This window comes from Pseudomonas sp. TJI-51 (assembly GCF_000190455.2).
Taxonomy (GTDB): Bacteria; Pseudomonadota; Gammaproteobacteria; order Pseudomonadales; family Pseudomonadaceae; genus Aquipseudomonas; species Aquipseudomonas juntendi.
Genome location: NZ_AEWE02000168.1, coordinates 1 through 17,457, shown reverse-complemented (window position 1 = coordinate 17,457; position 17,457 = coordinate 1). Strand labels below are relative to the sequence as shown.

Genomic DNA, 17,457 nt, shown 5'->3' with positions numbered 1-17,457 from the left:
GTCACAGGCGTTACTGGCCCGAAACAAACGTAGGAGCGAGCGCAGCTCGCGATTGCGCCGCGCGGGCGGCGCTCGATCTCCCTGGCACTGCATATCTTGTGACAAACACCTATCAGCCCTGACGCGACCCCTGTGGGAGCTGGCTTGCCTGCGATGGGCTGCGAAGCAGCCCCTGTTGCAGCCACACGTGACTATCAGTCGTTCACACTCAAAACCCGCCCCGCCTTCTCGCCAGCCTTGCTGCGCGTGGCCAGGCAGTAATACAGCGGCACCGTCACCAGCAAGCCGAACAGCCAGGACAAGTCGGCGCCTTCGACCAGGTTGGAGTACGGCCCGACATACAGCGAGGTATTGGCAAACGGCAGCTGCACCAGGATGCCGCAGGCATAGGCAACGATTGCATGGTGATTGAAGCGGCCATAGATGCCGCCGTCGGCACTGAAGATCGAGGCGATGTCGTACTGGCCCTTCTTGATCAGGTAGAAGTCGATCAGGTTGATCGAGGCCCACGGCACCAGCACCAACAGCAGCGCCAGGATCAGGCCGATGAACTGGCCGATGAAATCTGCCGAGGCGTTCAGCGCGACCATACCGCAGCCCAGCAGTATGACCGAGGCCAGGATCACCCGAACCTTCACGCTGGGGGTCCACTGGGCAACGAAGGTCTGGATTGCAGTCACGATCGACAACACCGCGCCATACAGGTTGAGGGCGTTGTGGCTGATGATGTTGAGCAGGAACAGCACCATCAGGATCGGCCCCAGCCAGCCGGTGGCCTGCTTCACCGCGTCCATCGCATCGGTGCCTTGCGGCACGCACAGCACCGCCACCGCACCAAAGCTGAAGCACAAGATGGTGCCCAGGGTAGCGCCGAAATAAGTCGCCCAGAACGGCTTGGCAATGCCGACTTCACGCGGCAGGTAGCGTGAGTAGTCGGAGGTATACGGCGAGAAGCTGATCTGCCAGATCACACCCAGCGAGACGGTGGCGATGAAGCCCGACAGGTTGAAGGCGCCGCGGCTGAAGAAATCGGCAGGCAGGTCCTGGATGAACATCATGATGAAGCCGGCCAGCAGTGCCGAGCCCATCACCCAGGTGCCGATACGGTTGAGGATGTGGATGAAACGGTAGCCGACCACGCCGATGGCGGTGGCGCTCAAGGCGCCGATCACGATCGCCCCTGGCATCGGCACGCTCGGGCTGATGCCGTGGATGGTCTTGCCGGCCAACACGATGTTGGAAATGAAGAAGCCAACATAGATCAACGCCGTGAAGAACACGATCAGCAAGGCGCCATAGCGGCCGAACTGGCCACGGCTCTGCACCATCTGCGGAATGCCCAGCTGCGGTCCCTGCGCAGAGGCCAAGGCGATGACCACGCCCCCGACAAGATGGCCCAGCACGATGGCCACCAGCCCCCACAACAGGTTCAGGTGGAACACCTGTACCACCATGGCACCGGTGACGATCGGCAGTGGCGCAATGTTGGTGCTGAACCAGAGGGTGAACAGGTCGCGCGCCTTCCCATGGCGCTCGGCAGGTGGCACATAATCGACCGTGTGATTCTCGACAAACTGGTGTTGCGACGACGGTTGGGACATGGTTTTCAGCTCGAAAGGTCGTTTTTATCGTTGTAAGGAAACCGCATCTAGGCGGCCTCTCAGCTGCGGACCATATTATGGTATTCCAGACTTTTGACAACACTGATCCGCACGAAAAAGCGGCCTCTGTTCTGCTTGAAAAACCCCTTCGACAAACCACCACACCGAGCAAAGCCCCGTATTCCGTGGCTTTTCGCCGCTCATCGTGAAAATGTGCGGCTGAAAATTCTGCTTGCAAAATAGGTATTACGGTATACCATCAGACACATCAACGATAAAAACCGCGGACCACCGCAGCCTTTTAGAGGTAAACCCGATGATCGACGCAACCGTCTACAAGAACGTCCTGGGCTCCTTCCCGTCCGGCGTTACCGTCATCACCACCCTGGACGACGACGGCTCGGTCGTCGGCCTGACCGCCAGCGCATTTTCCTCCCTGTCGATGGAGCCGCCGCTGGTGCTGTTCTGCCCCAACTACAGCTCCGACTCCTACCCGGTACTGATCAAGCAGAAGCGCTTCGCCATTCACCTGCTCTCGGGTGAGCAGCAGGCACACGCCTATGCGTTCGCCAAGAAAGGCAAAGACAAGGCCAACGGTATCGAGTGGACCCTCAGCGAGCTGGGCAACCCGATCCTGGCCGGCGCCACGGCGGTCATCGAGTGCGAGCTGTGGCGCGAATACGAAGGTGGCGACCACGCCATCATGGTCGGCAAGGTGCACAACCTGATCGTTCCAGCCCAGGCGCCGCGGCCGATGGTGTACTGCCGCGGCAAGATGGCCAGCCTGCCGGCCTTGGCCTGAAGCCCATTGTGAATCGAGACAGCTGGCGCCCCCCCTGCCTGGCGCCAGCCCCTTTCAAGCGTTGAGGAAAGCCCCATGAAATTTTCGTTGTTCGTACACATGGAACGTTGGGATGAACAGGTCAGCCACCGCCAGTTGTTCGAAGACCTGACCGAACTGACCCTGATGGCCGAAGACGGCGGTTTCAGCACCGTGTGGATCGGCGAACATCACGCCATGGAATACACCATTTCGCCAAGCCCGATGCCATTGCTGGCGTACCTGGCGGCACGCACCGAAAAGATCCGCCTGGGTGCCGGCACCATCATCGCGCCGTTCTGGAACCCGATTCGCGTGGCAGGTGAATGTGCCCTGCTCGACGTGATCAGCAACGGCCGCATGGAAGTGGGCCTGGCCCGTGGCGCGTACCAGTTCGAATTCGACCGCATGGCCGGTGGCATGCCGGCCACCGACGGCGGCAAGGCCCTGCGCGAGATGGTGCCGGTGGTGCGCAAGCTCTGGGAAGGTGACTATGCCCATGACGGCGAAGTCTACAAATTCCCCACTTCCACCAGCGTACCGAAGCCGTTCAACGCTACGCCGCCCATGTGGATCGCCGCCCGCGACCCGGACTCGCACAACTTTGCCGTGGCCAACGGCTGCAACGTCATGGTCACGCCGCTGATGAAGGGCGACGAAGAAGTACTCGACCTGAAGAACAAGTTCCAGGCCGCCCTGGACAACAACCCCGACGTACCGCGCCCGCAATTGATGGTGCTGCGCCACACCCACGTGCACAGCCCGGCCGAGCCGGACGGCTGGAAGGTCGGGGCCCAGGCCATTTCACGCTTCTACCGCACCTTCGATGCCTGGTTCGGCAACAAGACCACCCCGGTCAACGGCTTCCTGGAGCCAAGCCCGGAGTCCAAGTTTGCCGAAGTGCCGGCGTTCCAGCTGGAGAACATCCGCAAGAACACCATGATCGGCACCCCGGAAGAGATCATCGCGCGCATCCGCTATTACCAGGAGCTGGGTGTCGACGAGTTCAGCTTCTGGTGCGACAACAGCCTGCCCCACGCCGAGAAGAAGAAGTCCCTCGAACTGTTCATCAAGGAAGTGGTACCGGCGTTCGCCTGAATTCCCATTGCCTGAAACATTGCAGGACACAGCCCGCTCCCGTAGGCCCATGCGGCTTGCGCGAGCGGGCTTTTTTAGCGGCAAGCTGCAAGCTGCAAGCTGCAAGCAAAAGCAAAAGCAAAAGCAGATCTGCTTTCGACTTTCGACTTTCGACTTTCGACTTGCAGCTTACGACTTGCAGCCTCCCGTCCCCCCGCAAGAGAAATTTCCACCCCCCTCTTGCACAACAAATATTATGGTATACCATCAGACAACAAGAGCTGATAACCCTCACCAGGAGCCACCCATGAGTTTCGAAATCCGCAAGATCGTCACCTACTCCGAAGAGACCCGCATCGAAGGCGGCAAGGCCACCGACAAGCCGGTGACCATGGTCGGCCTGGCCGTGGTGATCAAGAACCCATGGGCCGGTCGCGGTTTCGTTGAAGATCTGAAGCCGGAAATCCGCGCCAACTGCTCGGAGCTGGGCGCGCTGATGGTCGAGCGCCTGACTGCCGCCATTGGTGGGGCCGACAAGATCGAGGCCTACGGCAAGGCCGCCGTGGTGGGTGCCGATGGCGAAATCGAGCACGCTTCGGCGGTGATCCACACCCTGCGCTTTGGCAACCACTACCGCGAAGCGGTACAGGCCAAGAGCTACCTGAGCTTCACCAACAAGCGTGGTGGCCCAGGCACCTCGATCCAGATCCCGATGATGCAGAAAGACGACGAGGGCCTGCGCTCGCACTACATCACCCTGGAGATGCAGATCGAAGACGCACCGCGTGCCGATGAAATCGTCGTGGTGCTGGGCGCTGCCGACGGCGGCCGCCTGCACCCGCGCATCGGCAACCGCTACATCGACCTGGAAGAACTGGCTGCCGAAAAAGCCAGCGCTCAATAACAACAACCAAGACGGGCCGGGGCGTGGCGTGCTTACCCGCCGCGCCCGACCTTCAAGGAGCGCCCTCCATGATTCAGCCTGTCGCTGAACGCACACCTGCCGGCACCAGCTACCTGTCCGTCGGCCAAGGCCAACCCGTGGTACTGATCCACGGCGTGGGCCTGAACAAGGAAATGTGGGGCGGTCAGTTCGTTGGCCTGGCCAACGACTACCGCGTCATCGCCTATGACATGCTCGGCCACGGGCAAAGCCGCGTGCCGGCTGCCGATACCCCGCTGGAAGGCTATGCCGACCAGCTCGCCGAACTGCTTGACCACCTGCAAATCGCCCAGGCCACGGTAATCGGCTTTTCCATGGGCGGCCTGGTTGCCCGGGCCTTTGCCCTCAACTACCCGCAGCGCCTGGCGGCACTGGTGGTTCTCAACAGCGTATTCAACCGCAGCCCCGAGCAGAGCGCCGGCGTTATCGCCCGCGCCGCCCAGGCCGCAGAGCTGGGCCCCGACGCCAACGTCGACGCCGCCCTCGAGCGCTGGTTCAGCCGTGAATACAAGGCCGCCAACCCGGCCCAGGTCGCCGCTATCCGCCAGGTCCTGGCGAGCAATGACCTGCAGGGCTACCACACCACTTATTCGCTGTTCGCCACCCAGGACATGTACCGCGCCAGCGACCTGGGCAGCATCCAGGTGCCGACACTGATCGCCACCGGCGAGCTCGACTCGGGCTCCACACCGGCCATGACCCGCCAGCTCGCGGCGCGCATCCCGGGTGCGCACAGTGTGGTGCTGGCCGAGCAACGGCATATGATGGCGGTGGAAGCACCGCGTGAAGTCAACAAGATGCTGCTGGACTTCCTCACGCAAGCCCGCACCCTTACCGAATCCGCCAAGGGGATTGTTGCATGACCCTCGTTCGTTTCCAGATGTGCATCGACGGCCAATGGCGCGATGCCCAGAGCGGCAAGACCTTCGACAGCCTCAACCCGGCCACCGCCCAGGCCTGGGCACAGTTGCCCGATGCCGACGAGGCCGATGTGGAGCTGGCCGTGCAGGCCGCCCAGCGTGCCTTCGACAGCAAGCAGTGGCGCAGCATCACGGCCACCGCGCGCGGCAAGCTGCTGCGTCGCCTGGGTGACCTGATTGCCGAGAACAAAGAGCACCTCGCGCAGCTGGAGAGCCGTGACAACGGCAAGCTGATTCGCGAAACCCGCGGCCAGGTCGGTTACCTGCCCGAGTTCTTCCACTACACCGCCGGCCTGGCCGACAAGCTCGAAGGTGGCACCCTGCCGCTGGACAAGCCCGACCTGTTCGCCTACACCGTGCACGAGCCGATCGGCGTGGTCGCCGGCATCATCCCGTGGAACAGCCCGCTGTACCTTACCGCGATCAAACTGGCCCCGGCCCTGGCGGCCGGCAACACCATCGTGCTCAAGCCGTCCGAGCACGCTTCGGCGACCATCCTGGAGCTGGCCCGCCTGGCCCTGGAAGCCGGCTTCCCGCCGGGTGTCGTCAACGTGGTCACCGGTTACGGTCCAAGCACCGGCGCGGCGCTGACCCGCCACCCGCTGGTGCGCAAGATCGCCTTCACCGGCGGTGCAGCCACTGCCCGCCACGTGGTGCGCAGCAGTGCCGAGAACTTCGCCAAGCTGTCGCTGGAGCTGGGCGGCAAATCGCCGAACATCATCTTCGCCGATGCCGACCTGGACAGCGCCATCAACGGCGCCGTGGCCGGCATCTATGCCGCCTCAGGGCAAAGCTGCGTCGCCGGATCGCGCCTGCTGGTGCAGGACGAGATTTTCGACGAGTTCGTCGAGCGCCTGATTGCCCGCGCCAAGCGCATCCGCATCGGCAACCCGCAGGACGATGCCAGCGAAATGGGCCCGATGGCGACCCCGCAGCAGTTGGCCGTGGTCGAAGGCCTGGTCGCCGCGGCCAAGGCTGAAGGCGCCAAGCTGCACATGGGTGGCAAGCGGGCCGAGGTCGAAGGCGAAGGCTGGTTCTACGAACCGACCCTGTTCGAGTGCGACAGCAACTCGATGACCATCATGCAGGAAGAAGTGTTCGGCCCGGTCGCGGCGGTCATCCGCTTCAAGACCGAGGAGCAGGCGCTGGAAATCGCCAACGACTCGCAGTTCGGCCTGGCGGCCGGTATCTGGACCCGCGACCTGGGCCGCGCCCACCGCCTGGCCCGTGACGTGCGCTCGGGCATCATCTGGGTCAACACCTACCGCGCCGTGTCGGCCATGGCCCCGATCGGCGGTTTCAAGAACAGCGGCTACGGCCGTGAGAGTGGCATCGATTCGGTGCTGGCCTATACCGAGCTGAAGACCGTGTGGATCAACCTGTCCACCGCGCCCATGCCCGACCCGTTTGTGATGCGCTAAGAGGTAGCACGAGATGATCGAACCTGGCATCTACAAAGACGTGATGGGCTCCTTCCCGTCCGGCGTTACGGTTGTCACCACCCTGGACGCCGACGGTGGCATCGTCGGCATCACCGCCAGTGCCTTCAGCGCCCTGTCGATCGACCCGGCGCTGGTGCTGTTCTGCCCCAACTACGCCTCTGACACCTACCCGATCCTGCGCGACAGCAAGCAGTTCGCGATCCACCTGCTGTCGGCCGAGCAAACCGCCGAGGCCTATGCGTTTGCCGGCAAGGGCAAGGACAAGGCCAAGGGCATCGAGTGGCACCTGAGCGAGCTGGGCAACCCGCTGCTGGCGAAGGCCACGGCGATCATCGAGTGCGAACTGTGGCGCGAGTATGACGGCGGGGACCATGCGATCATCGTGGGTGCGGTGAAGAACCTGGTGCTGCCCGAGCAGCCGGTAACGCCGATGGTGTACCACAAGGGCAAGCTGGGCGCCCTGCCGCCTTTGGGCTGATAGACCTTTGAGCCGGCGTTGGCTTCTTCGCGGGCTTGCCCGCTCCCACAGGGACGGCGCAGTTCCCGAGACCTGCGCATGACCTGTGGGAGCGGGCAAGCCCGCGAAGAAGCCACCGCCGATGTCCCTGTTTCATTCCGGAGCACTGCGCATGAGCAATGACAAGTACGAGAAAGGCCTGCAAATCCGCACCCAGGTACTGGGCGAAGACTACGTCAACCGCTCGATTCAGAACGCCGACGACTTCACCAAGCCGTTGCAGGAACTGGTCACCGAATACTGCTGGGGCCACGTCTGGGGCCGTGAAGGCCTCTCGCTCAAAGAGCGCAGCATGATAAACTTGGCCATGATTTCCGCGCTCAACCGGCCCCACGAGCTCAAGCTGCACATTCGCGGCGCATTGCGTAATGGCCTGAGCCGTGAACAGATTCGCGAGATCCTGCTCCAGGTCGGCATTTATTGCGGCGTGCCCGCGGCGGTGGACAGCTTCCGCCTGGCCCGCGAAGCGTTCGCTGAAGCCGATGCGGAGCCAACCCGTTAACACCGGGCTGTTCGAACCCACGCAAGGAGCACCCAAGGTTCGTGGTGCTATTGCGGTTGCGGCCGGGCAGCCTCTTTAAGAGCGCACTTGATGAAACGCCAGCCACTCGACGACAGCTTCAAGGTCAACCGCAACCCCGTTACCCTGCGCGAAATCGTGCTAGACAAGCTGCGCGCGGCGATCATGAACTTCCACCTGCTGCCTGGCGACCGCCTGGTCGAACGCGACCTCTGCGACCGCCTTGGGGTCAGCCGTACCTCGGTACGCGAAGCGCTGCGTCACCTGGAATCCGAAGGTCTGGTGGAATTCGCCGACGCCAAGGGCCCACGGGTGGCCATCATCACCCTGGAAGACGCCCGCGACATCTACGAGCTGCGTTGCGTACTCGAAGGCCTGATCGTGCAGTTGTTCACCCTCAACGCCAAGGCCAAGGACATCCGTGCCCTGGAACGCGCGCTGGAGGTCAACCGCGAAGCCTTGGAAGAAGGCGAGTTGCAGCAGGTGCTGGACTCGGTTCAAGGCTTCTACGACGTGCTGCTGGAAGGCTCCGGCAACCAGGTGGCGGCGCAGCAGTTGCGCCAGTTGCAGGCACGCATCAGCTACCTGCGCGCCACCTCGGTGTCGCAGGAAAACCGCCGCGGCGCCAGCAACCGCGAGATGGAAAAGATGGTCGAGGCGATCAAGGGTGGCGACCCGCTGGTTGCCCACCAGGCCTCGGTCGACCATGTGCGTGCGGCTGCCAAGGTAGCCCTGGATTACCTGCGCCAGAAGCAGGAAGACCACGTCAAGGTGCGCGACATCGTCGAGCCCCTGGCGCTGAAGGATCCACGTATTTAACGCCACCCACAGGCCGCTGATCATGCCCAACGCCCCGCGCTACTGCCCGCACTGCACCAAGGAACTGGCCCGGGGCGTTCCTGCAGGTGACACCCACGAACGCCTGCATTGTGGCGGCTGCGGCTACATCCACTACATCAACCCGAAGATCATCGCCGGCTGCATCATCGAGCGTGACGGCAAGTACCTGCTGTGCCAGCGTGCCATCCCGCCCCGCCCCGGCACCTGGACCTTGCCGGCGGGCTTCATGGAGGCTGGCGAGACCACCGAGCAGGCGGCGCTGCGCGAAGTGTGGGAAGAAAGCGGCGTGCGGGCCGACATCATTTCGCCGTACTCGATTTTCAGCGTGCCGAAAATCAGCGAGGTCTACATCATCTTCCGCGCCATCGTGACCGAAGAAACCGGGCAATACGGGCCGGAAACGTTGGCGTACAAGTTCTTCGCACCGGATGAGATCCCTTGGGATCAGATCTACTACCCGGCGATCCGGCAGATTCTCGAACGTTACATCCTGGAGCGGCAGGCTGGGGTGTATGGCATGTACATGGGTAATGACGATACCGGCAAGGTGCACTTCATGCGTTAGCCGGTGCTGGCCCTGTGCTCCAAAAATGCCCGGGTCGCACCAGCAAAGCTCACCCATCACCGCCCACACAACGCGCAACCCCTCTACACCAAGCCCTTCAGCCAACTGGCACCCTCCTTGCTACCGTCAGCCGCTTAAGCTTTTGTCAGCCTTAGATTTTTTAAGGCTTATAGGTACATATTTACTAATTTCCCGTTCCCCCAGCGGCCCGCATCATCGCTCCAACAAGAACGCGTCGCCCATCGCCGGCACGCACCCGGGCAGTTGCCAATGCCCTACCTTGCCTTGGAGTCAGTCATGACCAGTGCAGCCAATTCGGCACCCCTCATAGAAAAACACACGATCGGCTATGTGCCACCGCAAGACCGCCATGGAAAGGTAAGGGATCTGTTCACGCTGTGGTTCGGCGGCAACATTGCGCCGTTGCCCATCGTCACCGGCGCGTTGGGCGTGCAGCTGTTTCACCTGAACCTGGTATGGGGCATCGTCGCCATCCTGGTGGGCCACCTGCTCGGTGGCGTGCTGATGGCCCTGCACTCGGCCCAGGGCCCGCAAATGGGCATCCCGCAGATGATCCAGAGCCGTGCCCAGTTCGGTACCTTGGGCGCGCTGCTGGTGGTAGTGATTGCCGGGGTCATGTACATCGGCTTCTTCGCCTCCAACATCGTGCTCGCCGGCAAGTCTTTGCACGGTGTGGTCGACGCAGTACCGGTGCCGGTCGGCATCGTCATCGGCGCGCTGGGTTCGGGCATCATCGGCATCATCGGCTACCGCTTCATCCACGTCCTCAACCGCATCGGCACCTGGGTGCTGGGTATCGGCATCGTGGTCGGCTTCGGCTATATCTTCACCCATGTGCAGAGCGACGACTTCCTCAGCCGCGGCAGCTTCAACCTGGCCGGCTGGCTGGCCACCGTGTCGCTGGCGGCGCTGTGGCAAATCGCCTTTGCGCCCTACGTGTCGGACTACTCACGCTACCTGCCGGCAGACGTGAAAGTCAGCTCGACCTTCTGGACCACCTACCTGGGCTCGGCCCTGGGTTCGAGCCTGTCGTTCATCTTCGGCGCCGTGGCGGTCCTGGCCATTCCGGCCGGCATGGACACCATGGATGCGGTCAAACTGGCCACCGGGACCCTCGGCCCCGTCATGCTGGTGCTGTTCCTGCTCAGTGTCATCAGCCACAACGCCCTCAACCTGTATGGCGCGGTGCTGTCGATCATCACCCTGGTGCAAACCTTCGCCTACCGCTGGATCCCGACTGCCAAGAGCCGCGCGGTACTGTCGCTGATCGTGCTGTCGGCGTGCTGCGTGGTCGCCGTGTTCGCTTCGGCGGACTTCATTGGCCACTTCGTCGACATGGTGCTGGTGTTGCTGGTGGTGCTGGTGCCGTGGACGGCGATCAACCTCATCGACTTCTATGCCATCCACAAGGGCGACTACGACATCCAGTCGATCTTCCAGGTCGATGGCGGTATCTATGGCCGTTACAACCCGCAGGCACTGCTCGCTTATGCGGTGGGTATCGTGGTGCAGATCCCATTCATGAACACGCCGCTGTACGTGGGGCCGATTTCCGAGCACATCAACGGCGCCGACCTGTCGTGGCTGGTAGGGCTGGCGGTGACTTCGCCGCTGTACTGGTGGCTGGCCAGCCGTGACAGTGCTTACCGGCGCCGGCAGCTGAGTGCCAAGTTGGCCATGGGGCACTGAGTTTGCTGCGCCGGCAAATCCCAGCAGATGGTTGTGCACCATCGCTGGGAGCTCCGATGCCGGAAGCTGACCCATACATGACCGAGCACCGCAGGTGGGGCGCTCGGTCGCAGCGCCCCCTGCCCCTCAAGCCGAACTCTAACCTCCCTCCGGCAACAAGCTGCGATCAAACATGAACACCCGCCCACCCAGCGGCGTGTGCTGATACAACTGCTGCGGCCGGCCCAGCCTGGGCTGGTTCTTCTCCCCGGTGTCCTTCACCCACCCCAGCTCACGCAAGCGCTCCAGGCGTTTACGCAGCGAGGTGCTGTTCACCGTCTGCCCCAGGCATGCCTGAACCGCCCCCAGGGCATCGAGCACGGTGAATTTCTCCGCCAGCAGGTACAGCGGCAGGCTGCTGTACACGGTCTTTGCCGCCAGCCGCTCGCGGGCCCGCTCCACCAGCAACGTGTGGTCGAAAGGCAAGAGCACCTTGCGCGCCAACACACTGTCCAGGTCAAAAAACGCCAACTGCTCACCCAAGGCTGCCTGCCCAGGGCCGATCAAGGCGAGGTAATAGGTGCTCAGCGACCAGCCCCGCGGATCGCGAAACGCATTGCCCTCGGTACCCACCTGCTCCATGTAGCACGGCACCAGCCGGGTTTTTTCGCGTAACGCGCGCTCGGCCGCGGCCTCCAGGCTGATGTCAGGGGTTCGACCATTGACGATCACCCCCGGCAACGCCCACTGGCCGGCGTGCGGCTCGCGCTCACGGCGGTGCAACAACACTTGCAGATGCTGCGCATCGGGGGCCAGGCGCAGGGTCACGATATCGACACTGGCCAGGACTTCAACTGTACTCACCGGGTTGCTCCTCGTTCACTGGCCTAATAATCCACCAGAGACACTAAGTAAATCAACCAGCAAATCCATAGGGATATATATGCTTGACAGACTTAGATCACCAGGTAGATTATGTGGAGAGTCCAGCAAGGAGAACCGCCATGAAAATCGCCAGTTTCGATGTCGATGCGCAGAACGGCTTCACCGGCAACGCGCCGCAGGAACTCCCGGTTCCCGAAGGCCATGAAATTGCGGTTGACCTCAACACCATGGCCCTGCGCGCCGACCTGCGCCTGGGCAGCAAAGACGCCCACCCGGCCAATGCCGCCTGGGTTGTCGCCGACCCGGCGCACATGCTGCAGCCCCTGCAAATGGCCAACGCCGACCTGACCTGGGTCAGCCACTGCGTTCCCGGCACCCCTGGGTTCGAGCTGCTGCCTGGCCTGCCGGCGCCCATCGATTACGACTACTTCGTGTGGAAGGGTGTCGAGCCCGACCTGCACCCCTACGGCGCCTGCTATCACGACCTCGCCGAACGCCGTTCCACGGGGGTCATCGAATACCTCAAGGTGCAGCAGGTCGGCGCGGTGATCGTCGGCGGCCTGGCCCTGGACTACTGCGTCAAGACCACCGCCCGGCAACTGCGCCAGGCCGGCTTCGAGGTGCTGCTGTACCTGCCGGCCTGCCGTGCGCTGACTCAGGCAGGCGCTATCGAGGCGTGCGGCGCCTTGGCCGCCGAGGGGGTCATCCTCTGCGGCGACGAAGCCGCGCTCGACCACCAGCTTGCCCTGATCAAGGAACAACGCCCATGAGCGAAAGTGTTTTTCGGCCCACGCATCATCCAGAACCTGCTGGACACCGACTTCTACAAGATCACCATGATGCAGGCAGTGCTGCACAACTACCCCAACGCCGAAGTGGAGTGGGAGTTTCGTTGCCGCAACGACGAAGACTTGTCTCCCTACCTGGCTGAAATCCGCTACCAGGTAGAACAGCTGGCCGAGGTCACGGTGACCCACGACCAGTTGGCCTATCTGGAGAAAATCCCCTTCCTCAAACCGGATTTCATTCGCTTTCTAAGCCTGTTCCGTTTCAACCTGCGCTATGTACAGGTGGGCCTGGACGCCGCCGGGCAACTGGCAGTGCGCGTCCGCGGGCCCTGGTTGCACGTGATTCTCTACGAGATCCCGCTGCTGGCGATCATCAGCGAGGTGCGCAACCGTTACCGCTACCGTGACGTGGTGATCGAACAGGTCGGCGAGCGCTTGTACCAGAAGCTCGACTGGCTGAAAGCCGAGGCCAGTGCACAAGAGCTGGCCGGTTTCCAGTTGGCGGACTTCGGCACGCGTCGGCGCTTCTCCTACCGGGTGCAGGAAGAAGTGGTGCACATCCTCAAGCATGATTTCCCGGGGCGCTTCGTTGGCACCAGCAACGTGCACCTGGCGCGTGAGTTCGAGCTCAAGCCGCTGGGCACCATGGCCCACGAATGGTTCATGGCACACCAGCAGTTGGGCCCGCGCCTGGTCGACAGCCAGGCCGCCGCACTGGAATGCTGGGTCAGGGAGTACCGAGGGCTGCTCGGCATAGCGTTGACCGACTGCATCACCATGGATGCCTTCCTCGGCGATTTCGATCTGTATTTCGCCAAGCTGTTCGATGGCTTGCGGCACGACTCTGGCGATCCACTGGCGTGGGCGGAAAAAGCCATTGCCCACTATGAGCGGCTGGGGATCGACCCAAAGAGCAAGACCCTGATTTTCTCCGATGGGCTGGATTTTACCAAGGCGCTGGGGCTGTACCGGGCGTTGCATGAGCGGATCAATGTGAGCTTCGGCATTGGTACCCAACTGACGTGCGATATCCCGGGGGTAGCGCCGATGAACATGGTGATCAAGATGACCGCGTGCAATGGGGCACCGGTGGCGAAAATTTCCGACAGCCCTGGAAAAACCCAGTGCCGGGACGAGAATTTCGTGGCCTATATGAAGCACGTTTTCAAGGTGAATTGATGGCCGCTGTGCCGGCTTCATCGCGGGTGAATTTGTGCCCACCAGGCCGGCACCGTCACGCCACCTGTGGCATGGCCATGCACAACGCCAGAAACCGTGCGGCCGCCCGCGAGGGCGTGGCGGCGTGCGGCATGAGTATGGAAAAACGCCGCAGCAATGCCTGGGGATGCACCTGCAAGCGTTGCAAAGCACCGTCCTCGTGGCGTATGGACATGGCTGAAACAAAGCCGATGCCCATGCCGGCACGCACCGCTTCCTTGACCCCCTCCACACCGGCGATTTCCAGCGCCACACGCATGGCTACGCCATCACGGGCGAATGCCCGCTCAACGACCTGCCGCACCCCCGAGCCGCTTTCACGCAACACCAACGGATAGGCCCCCAGCGCCGCCAATGGCTGCTTGTGCGTGCCTGCCAGGGGGTGCCCGCGCGGCACGATCGCCACGATTTCGTCCTCGTGCCACGGCGTGGTGTGCGTGCCCAGGGGCAACTCATGGCCGGGCGGCCCCTCGATCAGGGCGATATCAACGCTGTCCAGTGCTGCCACGATCTCCGCCGTGTTGCCATGCGAGGTCGTCACCAGCACGTCCGGGTACTGCCGATGAAAATCGGCAATCAGGTAAGGCAACAGGTAACTGGCGGGCGTAGTGCTGGCGCCAATGCGCAAGGTGCCGCGCTCCAACCCGCGCATGGCCTCGCGCAGGGCTTGGGCCTGGCGGAAGGTATCGCGCAGGCGCTCGGCGTGTGCGAGCAGTTGCTCGCCAGCCGCTGTCAGGCGCACGCCACGACCGGCCCGTTGGTAGAGGGGTTCGCCGAACGCCTCCTGCAGCAGCTTGAGCTGCCCGGAAACCGCAGGCTGCGACAGGTGCAGGGCCTGGGCCGCATGGCTGATGTTGCCATGCTCGGCAACGGTGGCGAATGTTATCAGCTGTTCTGGGGTCATGAACTCAAAATATCAGTAAAGCGGATATTTGCCATCCCAAATTACGATTTTTTATAAGCTTATAACCGGATTAATGTAGGCCTCGTCGAATCATTGCCCGGAGGACTCACATGGCCACGGTACCGTCCCATCCTGCCTACACCCCTACCCTTTCTACCAAAGGGCGGCTCAATGGCATCCTGTTCGTCGCGCTGTTCGCGCTGGCTGTCACGCAACTGGCGGCCATACCCGCCATCGCCAGGTTTGGCATCAGCCCGCTGATTGTCGGCATCGTCGCCGGTGCGCTGTATGGCAACGCGCTGCGTGACGGCGTGCCGGCAAGCTGGGCCGCAGGTATCAATTTTTCCGCTCGCGGCTTGTTACGCATTGCCGTGGCGTTCTTCGGCCTGCGGGTGAGCCTGCAGGAAATTGCCGAGGTAGGCTGGTCGGGGCTAATCGTCTCGCTGCTGGTGGTTGGCAGCACATTGCTGATCGGCCTGTGGTGCGGCATGAAAGTCTTCAAGCTTGACCGCGACACCGCGCTGCTGACGGCCGCCGGTAGCGCCATCTGCGGGGCAGCCGCCGTGCTGGCATTTGAATCGGCGCTGCGCAGCGCCCCGCACAAGAGCGCCATGGCGGTGGGCAGTGTGGTGCTGTTCGGCACCTTGTTGATGTTCGTCTACCCCTTGGCGATCAACGCTGGCTGGCTGCACCTGGACACCTTGGGTGCCGGCCTGCTGCTGGGCGGCACCATCCACGAAGTGGCCCAGGTGGTCGGCGCCGCCAGCAACGTCAGCCCGGAAGTCACCCACATCGCGACCATCGTCAAGATGACCCGGGTCATGCTGCTGGTACCCGTGCTGCTGGTGGTCGGCCTGTGGATCAGCCGTTCGCGCCAGGCTGGCCAGGGCAAAGGCAACGGCCGCATCGCCATGCCCTGGTTCGCCTTCGGCTTCCTCGCCCTGGTGCTGGTGAACTCGCTGCAGGTGCTGCCCGGCAGCGTGACCCAGGCGCTCAACGGCCTGGACACCTTCGCCCTGACCATGGCGATGACCGCGCTGGGCATGGAGACGCGCTTGAGCCAGATTCGTCAGGCCGGGCCACGGGCGCTGGCGACCGGGGCGCTGCTCAACCTGTGGCTGGTTGGCGGCGGCCTGGCAATCACCCTCGGGGTGCAGAAGTTGTTGAGCTGATCGGCAACCCGGCGGCGAAGCAGGCGCAGCCCTGCAAAGGTTTTTCACCGCCCCCCTCGTGGCCGCCCACATTTCTCGGTATGGTGTTGTCCAAGAAGGATGTTTTACCCGCACAGGAAAGACTTAGATGCCTCAACGCCATGTCATCAATGCATCCGTCAGCCCCAAAGGCAGCCTGGAGACGCTGTCACAACGTGAAGTGCAGCAACTGAGTGAAGTCGGTACCGGTAGCCTTTACACCTTGTTCCGCCAGTGCGCCCTGGCCATCCTCAACACCGGCGCCCATGTCGACAACGCCAAGACCATCCTCGAGGCTTACCGGGACTTCGAGGTGCGTATCCACCAACAGGACCGTGGCGTGCGCCTGGAGCTGCAGAATGCCCCGGCCGACGCCTTTGTCGATGGCGAGATGATCGCCAGCACCCGCGAAATGCTGTTCAGCGCCCTGCGCGACATTGTCTACACCGAAAGCGAACTGGCCAGCCAGCGCATCGATCTGGAAAGCTCCCAGGGCATCACTGATTACGTGTTCCACCTGCTGCGCAACGCCCGCACCCTGCGCCCGGGTGTGGAGCCGAAGATGGTGGTGTGTTGGGGCGGCCACTCGATCAGCAGCGAGGAATACCAGTACACCAAGAAGGTCGGGCACGAACTGGGGCTGCGCAAGCTGGACGTGTGCACCGGTTGCGGCCCGGGCGTGATGAAGGGCCCGATGAAGGGCGCGACCATTGCCCATGCCAAGCAGCGCATGCATGGCAGCCGCTACCTGGGCCTGACAGAGCCGGGCATCATCGCTGCCGAGGCGCCCAACCCGATTGTCAACGAACTGGTGATCCTGCCGGACATCGAGAAGCGTCTGGAAGCCTTCGTGCGTGTCGGCCACGGCATCATCATCTTCCCCGGTGGCGCCGGTACGGCAGAGGAATTCCTCTACCTGCTGGGTATCCTCATGCACCCGGACAACCACGACCTGCCGTTCCCGGTGGTGCTCACCGGCCCACGCAGTGCCGAACCCTACCTGCAGCAGTTGCATGCCTTTGTCGGTGCCACGCTGGGCGAGGCGGCACACCGCTTGTACGAGATCATCATCGACGACCCGGCAGAAGTTGCCCGGCACATGGTCGACGGGCTCAAGGCGGTTAAGCAGTTCCGCCGCGAGCGCAACGACGCCTTCCACTTCAACTGGTTGCTGAAGATTGAGGAGAGCTTCCAGCGCCCCTTCGACCCTACGCATCAGGCCATGGCAGAACTGGACCTGCGCCGCGATCTGCCACCGCACGAACTGGCGGCCAACCTGCGCCGGGCGTTTTCCGGCATCGTGGCCGGCAACGTCAAGGACAAGGGTATCCGCCTGATCGAGGAGCACGGCCCTTATCAGATTCGTGGCGACAGTGCTGTGCTCGATCCGCTGGGGCGGTTGCTGCAGGCGTTCGTCGACCAGCACCGGATGAAGTTGCCCGGCGGGGCGGCGTATGTACCGTGCTATCAGGTCGTGACCTGACAGCGCCTTGCGCTAATGCGCGTCAGTCATGCAACTTGGGGCCGCGTTGCGGCCC

17 protein-coding genes are annotated in these 17,457 nt (G+C 62.8%); 14 read left to right on the top strand and 3 right to left on the bottom strand.

Going from position 1 to position 17,457, the window contains the following annotated elements; all coding sequences use genetic code 11:
• Positions 1–194 precede the first annotated feature (194 nt).
• Complete coding sequence (locus tag G1E_RS26060) at positions 195–1,601, bottom strand: cytosine permease (RefSeq protein ID WP_009683735.1); 1,407 nt, start codon at positions 1,599–1,601, stop codon at positions 195–197.
• Positions 1,602–1,917: 316 nt separating this feature from the next.
• Between G1E_RS26060 and G1E_RS26055 the strand changes: the two genes are divergently transcribed.
• The 10 genes from G1E_RS26055 to G1E_RS26010 all read left to right on the top strand — a co-directional run bounded on the left by G1E_RS26055 (position 1,918) and on the right by G1E_RS26010 (position 10,955).
• Positions 1,918–2,403 (top strand): flavin reductase family protein, encoded by a 486-nt coding sequence (locus tag G1E_RS26055; RefSeq protein WP_009683734.1) that lies wholly within the window; start codon positions 1,918–1,920, stop codon positions 2,401–2,403.
• A gap of 75 nt (positions 2,404–2,478) precedes the next feature.
• Entirely contained in the window at positions 2,479–3,519 is a 1,041-nt protein-coding gene (locus G1E_RS26050; RefSeq protein ID WP_009683733.1) for an LLM class flavin-dependent oxidoreductase, read from the top strand.
• A gap of 286 nt (positions 3,520–3,805) precedes the next feature.
• On the top strand, positions 3,806–4,402 hold the full coding sequence (locus G1E_RS26045) for an amino acid synthesis family protein (RefSeq protein ID WP_029613156.1): 597 nt from the start codon (positions 3,806–3,808) through the stop codon (positions 4,400–4,402).
• Positions 4,403–4,470: 68 nt separating this feature from the next.
• Complete coding sequence (locus tag G1E_RS26040) at positions 4,471–5,304, top strand: alpha/beta fold hydrolase (RefSeq protein ID WP_009683731.1); 834 nt, start codon at positions 4,471–4,473, stop codon at positions 5,302–5,304.
• Positions 5,301–6,782 carry an aldehyde dehydrogenase gene (locus G1E_RS26035; RefSeq protein ID WP_047150253.1) on the top strand — a complete coding sequence of 494 codons (1,482 nt, stop codon included), beginning with the start codon at positions 5,301–5,303 and terminating at the stop codon, positions 6,780–6,782. Before G1E_RS26040 ends, G1E_RS26035 begins: the two co-directional genes overlap by 4 nt.
• 13 nt (positions 6,783–6,795) lie before the next feature.
• Positions 6,796–7,281: a flavin reductase family protein gene (locus G1E_RS26030; RefSeq protein ID WP_047150252.1), complete on the top strand. Its 486-nt coding sequence runs from the start codon at positions 6,796–6,798 to the stop codon at positions 7,279–7,281.
• A 151-nt stretch (positions 7,282–7,432) separates the two neighbouring features.
• Entirely contained in the window at positions 7,433–7,822 is a 390-nt protein-coding gene (locus G1E_RS26025; protein WP_009683727.1) for a carboxymuconolactone decarboxylase family protein, read from the top strand.
• 90 nt (positions 7,823–7,912) lie between these two features.
• Positions 7,913–8,659: a GntR family transcriptional regulator gene (locus G1E_RS26020; RefSeq protein ID WP_009683726.1), complete on the top strand. Its 747-nt coding sequence runs from the start codon at positions 7,913–7,915 to the stop codon at positions 8,657–8,659.
• A gap of 22 nt (positions 8,660–8,681) precedes the next feature.
• Positions 8,682–9,245 (top strand): NUDIX hydrolase, encoded by a 564-nt coding sequence (locus tag G1E_RS26015; RefSeq protein WP_047150251.1) that lies wholly within the window; start codon positions 8,682–8,684, stop codon positions 9,243–9,245.
• A 297-nt stretch (positions 9,246–9,542) separates the two neighbouring features.
• Positions 9,543–10,955, top strand: coding sequence for a cytosine permease (locus G1E_RS26010; protein WP_047150250.1), 1,413 nt, complete (start codon positions 9,543–9,545; stop codon positions 10,953–10,955).
• 138 nt (positions 10,956–11,093) lie between these two features.
• Here the strand turns inward: G1E_RS26010 and G1E_RS26005 are convergent, their stop codons facing one another.
• Entirely contained in the window at positions 11,094–11,798 is a 705-nt protein-coding gene (locus G1E_RS26005) for an NUDIX domain-containing protein (RefSeq protein ID WP_047150249.1), read from the bottom strand.
• A gap of 140 nt (positions 11,799–11,938) precedes the next feature.
• On the opposite strand from G1E_RS26005, the gene G1E_RS26000 reads away from it, so the two are divergent.
• Together G1E_RS26000 and pncB are read left to right on the top strand one after the other, a co-directional pair.
• A complete protein-coding gene (locus G1E_RS26000) occupies positions 11,939–12,589 on the top strand; it encodes an isochorismatase family protein (protein WP_009683721.1) in 651 nt (216 codons plus the stop codon).
• 66 nt (positions 12,590–12,655) lie between these two features.
• Positions 12,656–13,786, top strand: coding sequence for a nicotinate phosphoribosyltransferase (gene pncB / locus G1E_RS25995; protein WP_371259962.1), 1,131 nt, complete (start codon positions 12,656–12,658; stop codon positions 13,784–13,786).
• A gap of 55 nt (positions 13,787–13,841) precedes the next feature.
• On the opposite strand, the gene G1E_RS25990 is transcribed toward pncB, so the two are convergent.
• Positions 13,842–14,729 carry a LysR family transcriptional regulator gene (locus G1E_RS25990; protein ID WP_009683719.1) on the bottom strand — a complete coding sequence of 296 codons (888 nt, stop codon included), beginning with the start codon at positions 14,727–14,729 and terminating at the stop codon, positions 13,842–13,844.
• Between the two features lie 110 nt (positions 14,730–14,839).
• Between G1E_RS25990 and G1E_RS25985 the strand changes: the two genes are divergently transcribed.
• Together G1E_RS25985 and ppnN are read left to right on the top strand one after the other, a co-directional pair.
• Positions 14,840–15,901 carry a YeiH family protein gene (locus G1E_RS25985; protein WP_009683718.1) on the top strand — a complete coding sequence of 354 codons (1,062 nt, stop codon included), beginning with the start codon at positions 14,840–14,842 and terminating at the stop codon, positions 15,899–15,901.
• A 127-nt stretch (positions 15,902–16,028) separates the two neighbouring features.
• Positions 16,029–17,402, top strand: a complete 1,374-nt coding sequence (gene ppnN / locus G1E_RS25980; protein ID WP_009683717.1) for a nucleotide 5'-monophosphate nucleosidase PpnN — start codon at positions 16,029–16,031, stop codon at positions 17,400–17,402.
• Positions 17,403–17,457 lie beyond the last annotated feature (55 nt).

What these genes read in the sequence shown, in the direction of transcription:
- G1E_RS26055 (WP_009683734.1), top strand. Translation starts at nt 1,918, where the DNA reads ATGATCGACGCAACCGTCTACAAGAACGTCCTGGGCTCCTTCCCGTCC.
- G1E_RS26025 (WP_009683727.1), top strand. Translation starts at nt 7,433, where the DNA reads ATGAGCAATGACAAGTACGAGAAAGGCCTGCAAATCCGCACCCAGGTA.
- pncB (WP_371259962.1), top strand. Translation starts at nt 12,656, where the DNA reads ATGATGCAGGCAGTGCTGCACAACTACCCCAACGCCGAAGTGGAGTGG.
- G1E_RS25990 (WP_009683719.1), bottom strand. Translation starts at nt 14,729, where the DNA reads ATGACCCCAGAACAGCTGATAACATTCGCCACCGTTGCCGAGCATGGC.
- G1E_RS26060 (WP_009683735.1), bottom strand. Translation starts at nt 1,601, where the DNA reads ATGTCCCAACCGTCGTCGCAACACCAGTTTGTCGAGAATCACACGGTC.
- ppnN (WP_009683717.1), top strand. Translation starts at nt 16,029, where the DNA reads ATGCCTCAACGCCATGTCATCAATGCATCCGTCAGCCCCAAAGGCAGC.
- G1E_RS26010 (WP_047150250.1), top strand. Translation starts at nt 9,543, where the DNA reads ATGACCAGTGCAGCCAATTCGGCACCCCTCATAGAAAAACACACGATC.
- G1E_RS26030 (WP_047150252.1), top strand. Translation starts at nt 6,796, where the DNA reads ATGATCGAACCTGGCATCTACAAAGACGTGATGGGCTCCTTCCCGTCC.
- G1E_RS26045 (WP_029613156.1), top strand. Translation starts at nt 3,806, where the DNA reads ATGAGTTTCGAAATCCGCAAGATCGTCACCTACTCCGAAGAGACCCGC.
- G1E_RS26040 (WP_009683731.1), top strand. Translation starts at nt 4,471, where the DNA reads ATGATTCAGCCTGTCGCTGAACGCACACCTGCCGGCACCAGCTACCTG.
- G1E_RS26020 (WP_009683726.1), top strand. Translation starts at nt 7,913, where the DNA reads ATGAAACGCCAGCCACTCGACGACAGCTTCAAGGTCAACCGCAACCCC.
- G1E_RS26050 (WP_009683733.1), top strand. Translation starts at nt 2,479, where the DNA reads ATGAAATTTTCGTTGTTCGTACACATGGAACGTTGGGATGAACAGGTC.
- G1E_RS26035 (WP_047150253.1), top strand. Translation starts at nt 5,301, where the DNA reads ATGACCCTCGTTCGTTTCCAGATGTGCATCGACGGCCAATGGCGCGAT.
- G1E_RS26000 (WP_009683721.1), top strand. Translation starts at nt 11,939, where the DNA reads ATGAAAATCGCCAGTTTCGATGTCGATGCGCAGAACGGCTTCACCGGC.
- G1E_RS25985 (WP_009683718.1), top strand. Translation starts at nt 14,840, where the DNA reads ATGGCCACGGTACCGTCCCATCCTGCCTACACCCCTACCCTTTCTACC.
- G1E_RS26015 (WP_047150251.1), top strand. Translation starts at nt 8,682, where the DNA reads ATGCCCAACGCCCCGCGCTACTGCCCGCACTGCACCAAGGAACTGGCC.